Genomic DNA, 14,042 nt, shown 5'->3' with positions numbered 1-14,042 from the left:
ATAAATTGTTAAGATAGAAATTATCAAGATAGAAATTTATATTAAGATTAAAAAACAAATATAAAAAGACAAATACTATTTTATTTTTTTACCTAAATGAATAAAAGTAAGATTTAAATTTCAAAATAATTTAAAATTAAAATATTTATTATTTTATTACTTATTATACTTTCAAATTAAAAATATAAGATTAGAACACAATAAAATATTAATTTAAAATATAAGATTAAATTTTACATATAGAAAAGGAGATAAGATGGAGAAAAATTTAAGAGAAACAGGCTTTAATTTTGAAAATAGTTATATAAATCTTCCAGAAAAGTTTTTTACTATACAAAATCCAAGTAATGTACCTGCACCAAAGTTAATTATATTTAATGATTCTTTAGCAGAAGATTTAGGATTAAATTCTGATGTTTTAAAAAGTGATTATGGAGTAAATATATTTTCAGGAAATGAAATTCCAGAAGGAGCAGAGCCTATTGCACAGGCCTATGCAGGACATCAATTTGGACATTTTACAATGTTAGGTGATGGGAGAGCTGTATTAATTGGAGAGCATATAACACCTAAAGGGGAAAGATTTGATATTCAACTTAAAGGTTCAGGGAGAACACCTTATTCAAGAGGTGGAGATGGTAAGGCAGCACTTGGCCCAATGCTTAGAGAATACATTATAAGCGAAGCAATGCATGGACTTAATATTGAAACAAGTCGTAGCTTAGCAGTAGTTACAATTGGTGAAAAAATAATTCGCGAAAACTACTTAGATGGTGCTATATTAACAAGAGTTGCTAAAAGTCATATTCGTGTTGGAACCTTTCAATACATTTCAAACTTTGGAAGTTATGAAGAACTTAAAGCTTTAGCTGATTATACTTTAAATAGACATTTTAAAGAGGGATTAAACAAAGAAAATCCTTACCTTTATTTATTAGAAGAAGTTATAAAAAAACAAGCAAGTCTTATTTCTAAGTGGCAATTAGTTGGATTTATTCATGGAGTAATGAATACTGATAATGTAACAATTAGTGGAGAAACAATAGATTATGGACCATGTGCATTTATGGATACTTATAATCCAGATACAGTATTTAGTTCCATAGATGTTTCAGGAAGATATGCTTATGGCAATCAACCAAACATTGGAGGTTGGAATCTTGCAAGATTTGCAGAAAGCTTACTTCCACTTCTTCATAAAAATAAGGAAGAAGCAATAAATATAGCTCAAAAAGCAATTTCAAATTATCCAGATATTTATAAAAAAACTTGGCTTAATGGTATGAGAAAAAAACTTGGAATTTTTAACGAAGAAAAGGATGATGAAACTTTAATAGATTACCTTTTAAGCATAATGTATAAATACAAAGCTGATTACACTAATACATTTTTAGAATTAACATTTAATAAAGTAGAAGATAGTGAGATTTTTAATAAAGAGGAATTTAAAAACTTTTATAAGTTATGGAAAGATAGATTAAGTAGACAAAAGCAATCAATGGAAGAATCAATAGAACTTATGAAAAATAATAATCCAGCAGTAATTCCGCGTAATCATAGAGTAGAAGAAGCATTAAAAGCAGCAACAGAAAATGGGGATTATAGTGTAATGAATAATTTAATTAAGGCTTTAAAAAATCCATATGCTCATACAAAAGAGCAAGAAGAATATGCTAAGTTGCCTGAAAAGACAAATTGCAATTACAAAACTTATTGTGGAACATAAATTATATAAATATATTTTATTTATATTTTAAAAAATTTAGTTTTAAATATTAATGTTAAATAATTAAGGAAACATATACTTTAACTATTTAAAAGCAATTTAATATATATTAATTACTAATTCTTTTAAACAATCTATAATATTAAATAATTTGGCAAAGTACTTAAATATATATTAATTACTAATATTAAATAATTAAAAGGCTGTCTTAAAATAGACGGTCTTTTTTAATTTAACTTATATTTTGAAGATATTATAAATATTGTGCAAAAAAATAATAAGCAGTAAGTTTAAAAATGAAATATTAATTTATGAGTTTTAAAGGTGTATTGTTTTTATTTTTATAAAATTTATGTAAAATATAAATAGAAGAAATTTAAATGTAGAGGAAGTAAAGAAAATGGGAACAAATATAAAAAAAAGATATCCAACCTATTTAAAAGAGTTTAAATGTATAGGTGGAGCTTGTGAAGATAGTTGTTGTATTGGTTGGAATATAGATATAGATAAAATAACTTTTAGACAATATTATAAAGTTAAAGATGAAAAAATGAAAAAAATGTTCCAAAAAAATGTACATAATAATGAATATAAAACAAGTGATGATGTAGATTACGGACAGGTAAAATTAAAAAAAGATAAGAGATGTCCTTTTTTAGATGAAAAAAATTATTGCATAATTCAATCAAACTTAGGAGAAGAATATCTTTCAAATGTTTGTACATCTTTTCCAAGAATATTAAATAAAATAGATGGATTTTATGAAATGTCACTTGATGTATCTTGTCCTGAAGCTGCAAGAATACTTTTATTAAAAGAAGAAGGAATTAAATTTTCAGATTCAGAAGAAACTTTAGGTAAACATATAATATCAAGTGAAGTAAATACAAAGGATAAAATTTTTAATAATTCACCAGTAAAATATTTTAAAGAAATAAGAGATTTAAGTATAAAAATAATTCAAAATAGAAATTTTGATATAAATGAAAGACTTTATATATTAGGTGAATTTATAAGCTCATTAGAGGAAGAGATTTCTTATAACTTTAAAGGAGTAAAACAGTTTATAGAAAATTATGATATAAATAAAATGAGAGATTATTATGGTAAAGATAATATGAGCTATATTATATCATTAGACTTTTTTAAAAAAGTAATGAAGTTTTTCAAAAACTTTAGAGAAGTGGATAGTCCTTTATTTAAAGAACATACAGAAGATATAATTAAAGCTTTTAAATTAAATGAAGATGATAATTTAAGTAAGTACTCAAAAAAGTATATAAAAGCTTTTGAGGATTATAATAAAGAGTTTTTATATAAAAATAGCTATATTTTTGAAAATTATATAGTTAATTTTATTTATAATTATATGTTCCCATTTTCAGAGAATGACTCAATATTTGATGGATATATAATGCTTTTAATGAGATATTCACTTATAAGATTTTATTTAGTTGGTATGTATTTAAAAAATAAAACTGCTTCAAAAGAAGAAATTGTTAAGTTTATTCAATTATTTTCTAAGGGAATTGGACATCATAAAAATTATTTAACAGATATGTTAAAGTATATTAAAGAGAAGGAATTTGATAATTTGGAGTTTTGTAAAAATCATTTAGGACTTTCAAATTTTAATTTTTAAATAGTTTTAGAAAAAAAGCTTAAGTTATAAATACTTAAGCTTTTTATATTAACTTACTTCAATTATCTAAAAGCTATAACTATACAAAAATACATCAAGCTTTTCATTAAAAGAATCAAACAAAACTTCCTTTTCATTTATACGTTTAAAGTTATGACTATCATAAAATCCATAATTACATCTAGTATCTGTATACAAATACAATGATTTCACATTTGAACTTTTCATATAATCAAACAAATAATTTAAAAGCTTCTTACCAACTCCAAAACCTCTGCACTCCTCTGATACAATAAACAGTTGAATACAACCATCAAAATTATTCTTTTTACCTTTAATAATTTCATTATATGCATTCTGTACTTTCATAAACTCCTTAAAGGATTTTCTATTTTCTTTATTAGTAAAAATAACTTTAAATCCACTAGAAATAAAACTAAAACTATTATAAGGTTTCTTTAAGCTACTTTTTTTATTTTTACTATTTCCTAATATAATTCCAATAACCTTTTTATCTTTTACAGCAACTTTACTAAAAGAACTTTCCAAAATACAGCTTTGAAGATATAAAGTTAATAATGAATCTAAATATTTTGTATCTTTAATAAAATCCTTAAATCCAAAGGCATCACAAATCATTTTTTTTACAGTATTATAATCATCTTTAATTAAATCTCTATAAATAATTTTACTCATTAAAATCAAACCCCTTTTAAATAAATGTTTTTTTAAGATTAAATACTTTATAATTATAGTAATATGTACTCTAAGGGGAGAGTCAATAATGTATTAAAATATATTTAAAAAAGGTGAGGGAGTTATGGAGAATTTATTTTCAATTGGAGAAGTTTCAAAAATTAAAGATATTACAATAAAGGCATTAAGGTATTATCATAAGGTTGGAATACTTATACCAAAGTATATAGATAAAGAGTCAGGGTATAGATATTATTCTATAGATCAATTTATTCATATTGATATTATAAAAGGTTGTAGAACTTTAGGAACAAGTATAAAGGAACTTAAGGAGCTTTTTAAAGAATGTAATACTGATGAATTAATTTTATTTTTAAATAAAAAGAAATTAGAGGCAGAAGAAAATATAAGGAAGATGGAAGAAATAATTGATAATATAAATAGTTTAAAGGGGATAGTAAGTTATTCAAAAAGCTTATTAAATAATTTAGATATAGAAATAAAATATTTTAAGAAACGTTATATAGTTGTAACTCCATGTAAGGAAGCTGGAAGTTTAAAAGAGCTTATTTATTATTCTGATTTAGATAAAATTATTAAAAATAAAAGATTAAATGTTTCTATTGAGAGAGGTATAATTTATAGTTTAGCTTTAGAAAATGAAAGTATAAAAAATAGAAATTTAAAATCTAAATATGTATTTAATACAATAGAAGAAGACTTAGAGTTTTTTGATAATGAAATTTATAAAGATGAAAATATTAAAGTTTTAGAAGAAGGAAGGTATTTAACTCTAGCTTATAGCAAGGATAATGAAAAAGAAAGTTTAATAAAGTTAAATGAGTATATTAAGAAAAATAATATAAACGTTAAAAGTTATATAGAAATTGATTTGCTTAATGATTTCTTTAATACAGATTATTATAGCTGTCAGGTACAAATACTTATAGATTAAAATAAGTAGGAGTTTTTTATGAGAAATTATTTAGGAAAATGGGTAAAGGTTATTAAAGTAAAGTAGACAGGTTAAACCTGTCTACTTTTTTTAAAATGATTCTATAATAACATCCATAATTCCACCACAAACCATTCCCATTGATTCAGCTACATCACCAGTCATATCAACATGTTCAATTAAGAAACCTTTATTTAGCATAATATTTCTAGCTTTAGATAATACAGAAGCTTCGCTACATCCTCCACCTATACTTCCCAAAGTACTTCCATCAAATTTATATATCATTTTAGCGCCAGCTTTTCTAGGGACAGAGCCTTTTGAAGATATTATAGTTATAACAGCTTTTGGTTTATTTTCATTTTTATATATTTCTGAAAATACTTCTTTATCAAAATCAGGATAAGAAAATTTCTTAGAATTAACTTTTAAAATATTTTTATTTTTAAACATAATAAGTTCAGAAACTATAGAAATAGCTATTTCATCAGGTGTAATTGCACCAATATCAAGACCAATAGGAGAGTTAACTTTATCTAATTTTTCCTTTGAAAAGCCTTCTTCAATTAATTCATCCATCATTCCTTTTACCCTACGTTTAGAGCCAATCATTCCAATATAATTAAGATTATAATTTAATACCTTTCTAAGTACTAAACCATCATGTCTATGACCTCTAGTTACTATAACAACAAAATCTGAATCCCTAAGATTAATAATATTAAAGGAGTTTTCAAAGCTTTCACAAATAACATTTTCTGCATTAGGAAAACGAGTTGAATTAGCAAAAGAAGGTCTGTCATCTATAACAGTTATAGCAAAACCTATTCTAGATGCAAAATCTACTAAAGGCTTGGCTACATGACCACCACCAAAAATTATTAATCTTGGCTTTGGAAAGAAAGGCTCTATTAGTAAACCTTTACTTTTTGAAATAGAAATAGTTTCTACTTGTCCAGTTGAAAGTGCAGTATTAATTTTTTCATAAATAATATTGTCTAATTCAATGGCTCTTTTACTTACTTCATCATAAGTTAAAACTAATTTTTTTTCTATGGAACCATATGTATCATTATTTAAATTTAAATATGTAAGCATTACAGCACGGTTACCACAATTAACTTTTTCCAATAAATCTTCGTAAAATTTTTCAAACATATCATATACCCTCTAACATAAAAAATTTTAAAACCTTTATACAAAATTTATTATAGTATAAATAGTTATAAAATGAAAATAAAACAAAATGTTTATATACAAATATTGTAAATTTTATTATAATTTAAATATATTAAATTATAATAAAATTATATTTAATTAATTCATTAAAAGAATAAATAAAAATTGTTTAAGGGGAATTAAATAAGATTTAAGGAGGGAATAAGTTTAAAGGGGTTAATAAAATATGGTAGGGGATGATTAAAATTTTAATATTAATACTTTTAGTTTGCTTGTTTGCATTAAGAGTTTATATAAGCTATAAGGTTAAGTTAGATTATTTTTTATCTGGTATGTATTTATTAAATATTGCAACCTTTATTATTATATCACTTGCTCTTGCTCTAAATAGTAATAGTAGAAATGAATTGTTTTTAATTAACTTAATAATGATTATGGGAATAATTATATTTAGTTGGGCTTTAGTAATTAGTATAAAAAATATAAGAAGTCAGTATATAAATACAAATAAATTAATATTATTTTTAATCAATATTGTATGCATAGTAACTATAATACCAGCAGTTTTAATATCAACTATAATATATATAATTGATGTAGGATTATTTATAAAACATATAATAGTACCACAATTAAATATTTAAATGAAAATCGCTATATTATTAGCGGTTTTTATTTTTAGTTACAATAATTTAAAAATAAGTATAAATTAATGATAAAAATAAATAATATAAGATAAATTTTTTTAAATAGATAAAATATATTTCTGAAATTGTTTTCATAAAGTGATATAATAAAATTTAGAAAATTTTTGTTTTTTTATATATTAATATTACTTTGTATATAAATTTAAAAATATTTACTTAATATTTTTTATTAATTTAAATTTGAATTATTTTATTATATAAAATTTAAGGAGTAAAAAATGGTAGTTCAAGATATTTTGAAAATTTTTTTAAGGCTAATATTAGCAGGTTTATTAGCAGGTGCTATTGGTTTTGAAAGAGAAATGAATTCTAAAGAAGCGGGAGTTAGAACTCATTTTTTAGTTGGAATTGGAAGTGCCTTGTTTATGATTGTTTCAAAATATGGATTTTATGATTTACTATCACATCAATCAATTGGATTAGACCCAAGTAGAATAGCAGCTCAAGTAGTTAGTGGAATTGGATTTTTAGGAGCTGGAACTATATTTTTAGAAAAGAAAATAGTTAAGGGGTTAACTACAGCAGCAGGAATATGGGCAACTGCAGCAATAGGATTAGCAGTTGGTGCAGGAATGTATTTCATTGGAATATTTTCAAGTGTTATAGTTCTTATAGTTCTTCAGTTGCTTAAAAAAATTAATAGATTATGTTGTTATAGAGCATTTGATATAACATTAAAGTTATCAAGTACACCAGATAAAAAACTAATGGATATATTATCTAAAGAGTGTTATAAAATATCAAGACTAAAAACAAGTAAAATAAATGATAATAATGAAAGTATATATGTTTTAGAATTTGTATTAAAAACAAAAACTTTTAGTACCACATCAGACATAAGTAAAGAATTGTGTAGTGTAGATAATATAATATACTGTGATGTGGAAAATGTATAATTTACTATATAAAATTATTTATTAAGTTATTAAAATTTTACATATAAAAATAAATTATAGGAGCAATTTATTATGATAAAGACATTAAATATAGCACATAGAGGACTAAGTGGTTTATATCCAGAAAATACAATGCTTGCTTTTGAGAAAGCAATAGAAGCTGGATGTGATGGAATTGAATTAGATGTACATTTAACAAAAGATAATAAATTAGTTATATGTCATGATGAAGAAGTTGATAGAACAACTAATGGAACAGGATTTATAAAAGATTATACACTCAATCAATTAAAAAACTTAGATGCAGGAATTAAATTTGGTGAAGAATTTAAAGGTCTTAAAATTCCAACACTTGAGGAGTTTTTAGATTTTATGAAAAACAATAATAAGCTTATAAATATAGAAATTAAAAATAGTATAATTCATTATAAAAATATTGAAGATAAAGTTTATGAAATGATAGAAAAGTATGAAATGGAAGATAGAGTAGTAGTTTCTTCATTTGACCATTATTCAATAAGAAAGTGCATAAGGTTAAATAGAAAAATAAAAACAGGATTACTTTATTGCGATTGCTTATATGAACCATACAATTATGTTCAAATGGTAGGGGCTAATGCACTTCATCCAGAGTATAACAGTATTACAAAAGAAATTGTTGATAAAGCACATGATAATTTTTTGCAAGTTAATGTTTATACAGTAAACACAAAAGAAGATATGAAAAAAATGATTGATTTAAATGTAGATATGATAATAACAAATTACAGTAATATTTTAAAAGATTTATTATAAAAAGTATTTAAATTTATAAACAATAATTTAAAGATTAGAGTTTTATAAATTATATAAAACAATGATAAAAATTTTATATATATTAAAATTTATGAATAATAATTTAAATATAAGTATATAATAAGAAAAAGATTATTACAAAAGATAGGAAAGAGTTTTTAAGATTAATATATTAATTTATAAATTTTGGTTGAACATCATATTAACATAAACGATAGGGTACCTTTTAAAGTTTTAAGGTACTCTATTTTATTATTAAAGATATATTATTAAATAATTTTAATATTAAACAATAGTAATAATGAGTATAATTAAGCATTATAATGTTAATTGTGTTTAATTAGCTTTCAAAGCTAAATTTTCTTTATGAAATTACTTAATTATTTATATTATAATTATTCTCATGCTTTTAAAATAATTAAACAAATGAAAAGAAAGGATGAGTTTAAATGAAAAACAACACTTATAATCCTCTCCATGATAATAGATGGAAGATACTTATATGTGTAGTAACAGTAACTTTCATGAATTGCTTAGATAGTAGCATAGTTAATGTAGCACTTCCTATTATATCAGAAGACTTAGGTGTAACTATGGCTTCTGTTCAATGGATTGTTACAAGCTACCTTATAGCAATTTCATGCTTAATATTACTTGGAGGAAGATTTGGGGATGTAAAAGGTAAATGTAATACTTTTAAAATAGGAATATTTTTATTTACTTTAGGATCATTATTTTGTGGATTATCACATACATTACCTTTACTTGTTGCATCAAGAGTTTTCCAAGGGATTGGGTCTTCAATTACTATGGCAAATAGTCTTGGTATAATAACAGATGCTTTTTCAAAAGGTGGAAGAGGTAGAGCAGTTGGAATATCAGGGGCATCAGTTGCACTTGGTATAATGGTTGGTCCAGCACTTGGAGGAATGATAGTATCCTTTAGATGGGAATATATTTTCTTAATAAATGTACCAATAGGAATTATAGCTTTTGTAGCAGCAATGAAAATACTACCTAAAGAAAAGGGAGAAAAGAATAAAAAGATAGATATACTTGGAACAGTTCTTTTTGCAATATTTATAATATCAATAGTATTATCATTAACAGAAGGACAATTTATGGGATATAAAAGTACTCCTATACTTCTTGGATTCTTAATAAGTATAGTATCATTTATATTATTTATTTTTACAGAATTAAAAATAGAATCACCAGTTTTGGATTTAAGTATATTTAAAAACAACTTATTTTCAATTAGTATATTTTGTGGATTTATATCATTTATAGCAATAAGTTGTTTTACAATTTTATTACCATTTTATCTTCAAGATGTATTAAATCTTACACCATTTTATGCAGGGTTATTTATGATGATATATCCAATAACTTTATCAGTTATATCTCCTTTAAGTGGAAGTCTAGCTGATAAAATTGGTTCAGAACTTATAGCACTTATAGGTCTTTGCATGCTTTCTGTAAGTTTTATATTTATGTCAACAATAAATGAATTAACTCCTTTATGGCTTGTTGGAGTATATTCTGTTTTAATGGGAATTGGTAATGGAATGTTCCAATCACCAAATAATACACTTGTAATGTCTACTGTAAAAAGAGATAAGCTTGGAATTGCAGGAAGTGTAAATGCTTTAGTTAGAAATTTAGGTATGATATCTGGAGTAACACTTGGAACAACTCTTTTATATAGTAAAATGAGTAGTATGCTTGGATATACTGTTACAAATTACATTAAAGGAAAAGATCAAGTATTTATAAGTGCAACAGATTTTGTTTATGTAGTTGCAGCTATAATATGTTTTGTTGGAGTATTAATTAGTGCCACAAGATTTAGAAAGAAAAAGTTTGCTAATAAATAAAATTTACATAATATAAAATTAAATATTTAATATATTATATGAAATAAAGGACTATTTTAAATAGTCCTTTTTCTATTAATTTATAATTTATTTTTGAATTTAAATTATTATTTTTTCTTTAAAATATTTGAATTTTTAATTAATAAAAGCCTTTTATAAAATTAAACAAATTATAGAAAAAATATATAATTTTAATAAAAGTTTTTAAAAATATTTTATTATACTAAAAAATATATAAAATACACATAAGAAAAATGAAATAAGTTAATTTAGTATATTTGAAAACGTTTTAAAAAGATTTTATAATAACTTCTGATTATTATAATATTTAAATTTTCTTTTAAGAGATATTAGTTAACTATTGAAATTTTTATATTATAAAATTTGGATAACATAAGAAACGAAGTTGTATTTTCATTAAGATATTTAAAAATAATAGGTAATTGGGTTAATTTAAATAATTTAGTTAATTGATATAACTTAAGAGATAAAAGGGGGAGTTTTTTAATGAGTTTAAACAAAAAGGCAATGAAATCTATTGCTTCTTTTGGACTATCATCAATTATGCTTTTAAGTTGTACTGGGGTAAATGCCTTTGCCAGTGATAAAAGAAAAGAGGTGACGGATTATAAAAATGTGCTTGATATAAAGGGTAATATAACAAGCAGCTTATATGGAGAAAATTCAAATAATAAATACTGCAACTTTTCTGATAATGGTGCATGGCATGGATATTATTTACCTAAAGAAAGTGATACAAAAAATTATGGGGATTTCCAAGGTCCAGTAATAATTGGACAAGAATATCCAGTTAATTTATCAGATTCAATAAGTAAAATATACATAACAAATTCAGATACTGGAAAAGTATATGATTTAGCAAAAGATAGCAAAGCATCTTTTACATATTATCCAGGAAGGCTAGTTGAAAATTACAAATTAAAAGATTTTACTTTAGTTTTACAACTTATATTTCCAACTAATAGAACTGCATTAATTCAGACATCTATAATTAATAATACTGATAAAGATTTAAATCTTAAATTAGGATGGAAAGGTCATATATTTAATGAGTTTAAAGAAGGCGGAGGTTCAGCACCTCTTAATCAAAAATTATTAGCAACTAAAAATGGAGTAGAAATTACTTTCTCAAATATTGATTATACTTGGAACTTTTTCTCAACAGACCAAACTAAATTTACAATAAATTATAATGGTGATACAAATACAAAGGTAGATGGTAATAATTATACAACTGAATTAAATAAAGGTGTAAAAATATTACCAAACAAAGAGTTTAAAACATACACAACAGAAAGTTATACTTTTACAAAGGAAGAGCAAACTAAAGAAAATGAAAAGGTAAATAATTTATTAGCTAATGGAGATACATATTTTAATAAAAATAATGAACGTTGGCAAGGATACTTAAATAAAACTTTTGATGGAACAAAGAATGTAGATCCTAAATATGACAAAGTAGCAGTGAAAGCTATGGAAACTATAACTACAAACTGGAAAAGTAAAGCTGGTGCAATTAAGCATGATGGAATTGTACCTTCAATGTCATATAAATGGTTTTTAGGAATGTGGGCATGGGATTCATGGAAACATGCAGTTGCTGCTGCTAATTTTGATGGAGAGCTTGCTAAAAATAATATAAGAGCTATGTTTGATTATCAAATAAAACCAAGTGATAAAATTAGACCACAAGATGCTGGAGCTGTAATAGATGCAATATTCTATAATAAAGATTCAGAAAGAGGAGGAAAGGGAGGTAACTGGAATGAGAGAAATTCTAAGCCACCTCTATCAGCTTGGTCAGTATGGAATGTATATAAACAAACAGGTGATACAAGCTTCTTAGAAGAAATGTATCCTAAATTAGTGGCTTATCATAAATGGTGGTATGAAAATAGAGATCATGACAAAAATGGTATAGCAGAATATGGTGCTATGGTTCATAATGCTCATTATTTATATGATAAAAATGGAAATATAATTAAAGATAAAGATGGAAATCCAAAGTTTGATTCTAATGCAATCATTGAGGCAGCTGCTTGGGAAAGTGGAATGGATAATGCAACTAGATTTGATGTTAAAGGATCAGGCGAAGGAGATGTAGGAGTAAAGGTATTTGAAAATAAAAATAAAAATGGAAAAGTTGTAGGATATTCTATAAATCAAGAATCAGTTGATTTAAATGCGTATCTTTATGCTGAAGATGGTTTCTTAAAATCAATGGCAGAAGTTTTAGGCAAGGGGGAAGATGCTAAAAACTTCGAAAATCAAGCTAAACATATAAAGAAATATGTAGATGAAAATATGTTTGATAAAAATACAGGATTTTTCTATGACCTTCAAATCAATAATGATGGAACAAAGAAAAAGTTATTAGTTAATAGAGGAAAAGGTACTGAAGGCTGGATACCTTTATGGGCTAAAATGGCAACTAAGGAGCAAGCTCAAGCAGTAGAAAAAAATATGGTAGATCCAAATAAGTTTAATACTCCAATGCCATTCCCAACAGCTTCAAAGGATAATGCTAAATATTCACCTACTAAGTACTGGAGAGGTCCAGTATGGTTAGACCAAGCTTTATTTGGAGTAGAAGCACTTCAAAACTATGGTTATGATAAAGAAGCAAAAGCAATGACAGAAAAGTTATTTAATAAGGCTGAAAGATTAACAGGAGATGGACCTATAAGAGAAAATTATAATCCTGAAAATGGTGATGGATTAAATTGTAAAAACTTCAGTTGGTCATCAGCTTCATATTATTTACTATATAAAGATTTACTTGCAGCTAAAAAACCACACACAACTTCACAAACTGGATTTGCAATAGAACCTACTAAAGTTGATAATGATAAAAATAATTCAGATAAAGATAAAAATAATGAATCTGCAAATAAGGAAAATAACAAAGATAAAGTAGATGAAAATACAAATAAAGAAAATAATAAACAAGATGCTACAAAACCAACAAATAATAAAGATAATAACGTAGTTAATAATAAAGAGAATAATGTAGCTAATTCATCTAATAATAATCCAAAAGATAATAATGTTGTTGCAAATGTAGATAAAAATAATAAAGCAAACAAAGATAAAGTAGTAAATACTCAAGCAAACACTAAGGAAAATGATTCAAACAAAATAGATAATAGCAAAGAAGATAATGATAGTAATTTACCTAGTACTGGTTATAAATATGGAGCATTATCTATTGTTGTAGCTGCTATATGCATATTACTTGGAATAGTACTTATTAAAAAGAAAAATAAAGTAGAAGAACAAAAATAATAAGTATAAATTAAAAAAGAACTGTTTTTTGCAGTTCTTTTTTATATGGGAAAATATGAAGTTATGCTAATTTAAATATCAATAAAATTAAATTGTACGAAAAGTCCATATTAATTAATTTATTTTTTATATTATATGATTAATTATTTAAAAAGTAGAGAAAATATAAAAGGTCTAAAGTTATATATTTAAATTATTATAGAGAAGTTGTTATATAGATTTATTTTAAATTTATTGGTCTTATAATATTAACTTAAAGGAGA

10 protein-coding genes are annotated in these 14,042 nt (G+C 24.1%); 8 read left to right on the top strand and 2 right to left on the bottom strand.

Annotated elements, in window-relative coordinates; genetic code table 11:
* Nucleotides 1-256 precede the first annotated feature (256 nt).
* Both AC4FQW_RS07530 and fliB read left to right on the top strand, forming a co-directional pair.
* A complete protein-coding gene (locus AC4FQW_RS07530; protein ID WP_491148240.1) occupies nt 257-1,726 on the top strand; it encodes a protein adenylyltransferase SelO in 1,470 nt (489 codons plus the stop codon).
* A gap of 400 nt (nt 1,727-2,126) precedes the next feature.
* The gene (gene fliB / locus AC4FQW_RS07525) at nt 2,127-3,368 is read left to right on the top strand and encodes a flagellin lysine-N-methylase (RefSeq protein ID WP_491148239.1); all 1,242 of its coding nucleotides are present in this window, start codon (nt 2,127-2,129) and stop codon (nt 3,366-3,368) included.
* 66 nt (nt 3,369-3,434) lie between these two features.
* Here the strand turns inward: fliB and AC4FQW_RS07520 are convergent, their stop codons facing one another.
* Nucleotides 3,435-4,064: a GNAT family N-acetyltransferase gene (locus AC4FQW_RS07520; RefSeq protein ID WP_491148237.1), complete on the bottom strand. Its 630-nt coding sequence runs from the start codon at nt 4,062-4,064 to the stop codon at nt 3,435-3,437.
* A gap of 124 nt (nt 4,065-4,188) precedes the next feature.
* On the opposite strand from AC4FQW_RS07520, the gene AC4FQW_RS07515 reads away from it, so the two are divergent.
* Nucleotides 4,189-5,019 carry a MerR family transcriptional regulator gene (locus AC4FQW_RS07515; RefSeq protein ID WP_491148235.1) on the top strand — a complete coding sequence of 277 codons (831 nt, stop codon included), beginning with the start codon at nt 4,189-4,191 and terminating at the stop codon, nt 5,017-5,019.
* 90 nt (nt 5,020-5,109) lie between these two features.
* Here AC4FQW_RS07515 and AC4FQW_RS07510 read toward each other — a convergent pair whose 3' ends face one another.
* The gene (locus AC4FQW_RS07510; RefSeq protein ID WP_491148233.1) at nt 5,110-6,177 is read right to left on the bottom strand and encodes an XdhC family protein; all 1,068 of its coding nucleotides are present in this window, start codon (nt 6,175-6,177) and stop codon (nt 5,110-5,112) included.
* A gap of 257 nt (nt 6,178-6,434) precedes the next feature.
* Between AC4FQW_RS07510 and AC4FQW_RS07505 the strand changes: the two genes are divergently transcribed.
* From AC4FQW_RS07505 to ygjK, 5 genes are all read left to right on the top strand, one after another.
* Complete coding sequence (locus AC4FQW_RS07505; RefSeq protein ID WP_491148231.1) at nt 6,435-6,842, top strand: hypothetical protein; 408 nt, start codon at nt 6,435-6,437, stop codon at nt 6,840-6,842.
* A gap of 281 nt (nt 6,843-7,123) precedes the next feature.
* Complete coding sequence (locus AC4FQW_RS07500; RefSeq protein WP_303130244.1) at nt 7,124-7,801, top strand: MgtC/SapB family protein; 678 nt, start codon at nt 7,124-7,126, stop codon at nt 7,799-7,801.
* Nucleotides 7,802-7,873: 72 nt separating this feature from the next.
* Nucleotides 7,874-8,596, top strand: a complete 723-nt coding sequence (locus tag AC4FQW_RS07495) for a glycerophosphodiester phosphodiesterase (protein WP_491148229.1) — start codon at nt 7,874-7,876, stop codon at nt 8,594-8,596.
* Between the two features lie 449 nt (nt 8,597-9,045).
* Entirely contained in the window at nt 9,046-10,473 is a 1,428-nt protein-coding gene (locus AC4FQW_RS07490; protein WP_491148227.1) for an MFS transporter, read from the top strand.
* A gap of 507 nt (nt 10,474-10,980) precedes the next feature.
* Nucleotides 10,981-13,779, top strand: coding sequence for an alpha-glucosidase (gene ygjK / locus AC4FQW_RS07485; protein WP_491148225.1), 2,799 nt, complete (start codon nt 10,981-10,983; stop codon nt 13,777-13,779).
* Nucleotides 13,780-14,042: the final 263 nt, after the last annotated feature.

Source organism: Clostridium sp. TJA085 (genome assembly GCF_058310235.1).
The sequence above is the reverse complement of the archived record's forward strand: the minus strand, read 5'-3'. Positions and strand labels throughout refer to the sequence as shown.

Excerpts from the sequence above, each read along its gene's own strand:
- AC4FQW_RS07530 (WP_491148240.1), top strand. The coding sequence starts at position 257 with ATGGAGAAAAATTTAAGAGAAACAGGCTTTAATTTTGAAAATAGTTAT.
- fliB (WP_491148239.1), top strand. The coding sequence starts at position 2,127 with ATGGGAACAAATATAAAAAAAAGATATCCAACCTATTTAAAAGAGTTT.
- AC4FQW_RS07520 (WP_491148237.1), bottom strand. The coding sequence starts at position 4,064 with ATGAGTAAAATTATTTATAGAGATTTAATTAAAGATGATTATAATACT.
- AC4FQW_RS07515 (WP_491148235.1), top strand. The coding sequence starts at position 4,189 with ATGGAGAATTTATTTTCAATTGGAGAAGTTTCAAAAATTAAAGATATT.
- AC4FQW_RS07510 (WP_491148233.1), bottom strand. The coding sequence starts at position 6,177 with ATGTTTGAAAAATTTTACGAAGATTTATTGGAAAAAGTTAATTGTGGT.
- AC4FQW_RS07505 (WP_491148231.1), top strand. The coding sequence starts at position 6,435 with ATGATTAAAATTTTAATATTAATACTTTTAGTTTGCTTGTTTGCATTA.
- AC4FQW_RS07500 (WP_303130244.1), top strand. The coding sequence starts at position 7,124 with ATGGTAGTTCAAGATATTTTGAAAATTTTTTTAAGGCTAATATTAGCA.
- AC4FQW_RS07495 (WP_491148229.1), top strand. The coding sequence starts at position 7,874 with ATGATAAAGACATTAAATATAGCACATAGAGGACTAAGTGGTTTATAT.
- AC4FQW_RS07490 (WP_491148227.1), top strand. The coding sequence starts at position 9,046 with ATGAAAAACAACACTTATAATCCTCTCCATGATAATAGATGGAAGATA.
- ygjK (WP_491148225.1), top strand. The coding sequence starts at position 10,981 with ATGAGTTTAAACAAAAAGGCAATGAAATCTATTGCTTCTTTTGGACTA.